This window comes from Pseudomonas sp. B19(2017), assembly GCF_002113165.1.
Taxonomy (GTDB): domain Bacteria; phylum Pseudomonadota; class Gammaproteobacteria; order Pseudomonadales; family Pseudomonadaceae; genus Aquipseudomonas.
In genome coordinates this window covers 1-696 of the sequence record NZ_NEJR01000053.1, presented here as the reverse complement: position 1 = coordinate 696, position 696 = coordinate 1, and the positions used below count along the sequence as shown (strand labels likewise).

General features: G+C 60.5%; 1 protein-coding gene. It reads left to right on the top strand.

What is annotated here, in order from left to right; genetic code table 11:
- Positions 1 to 411 precede the first annotated feature (411 nt).
- A partial coding sequence (locus tag CAF70_RS25985) for a thiamine pyrophosphate-binding protein (RefSeq protein ID WP_256573321.1) occupies positions 412 to 696 on the top strand: 285 nt, incomplete at its 3' end.

The following is a 696-nucleotide window of genomic DNA, read 5'->3' as shown; positions in this document are numbered from 1 at the left end:
GGGGTTTCCCCATGTGAGAGTAGGTCATCGTCAAGATTCATTTCGCAAAACCCCTATCTGCGCATGCAGGTAGGGGTTTTGTCTTTGTGGCGCAAAAATATCCAGCCCTACGCAATCCCCTGTGTGGGAGCGGGCATGCCCGCGAAGCAGGCGACGCGGTGCATGGCACCGGCTTCGCCGGTGTTCGCTGCGGTTCGACGCCTCGACTCGCCCGCTCCCACAACTCCCACTCTGAGCGCGCAATACCCAGGCTGCGACAATATTCCCGTCACACTCACGTGACTTTCCCGAGCCCACCCTACGTCAAGACTTTGGTTCGGGGCACTCCTGGCTCTGGGCTGAGCGATGCCAGCGTACCGTGCTGCGCATTTCCGGACGTCCACCGTCCCATCACTTGAGGTAGCAAGCAAGATGGCCAAGGCCGCCGATGTCGTTGTGCAATGCCTGGAAAACGAAGGTGTCGAGTATGTGTTCGGCATTCCGGGTGAGGAAAACCTCGACCTGCTCGAATCCCTGCGCAAGTCGAAGATAAAGCTGGTACTGACCCGTCACGAGCAGTCCGCAGGTTTCATGGCTGCCACCTATGGCCGCCTGACCGGCAAGACCGGCGTCAGCCTGTCCACCCTCGGCCCTGGCGCCACCAACCTGGTTACTGCCAGCGCCTACGCCTACCTGGGCGGCATGCCGATGATGATG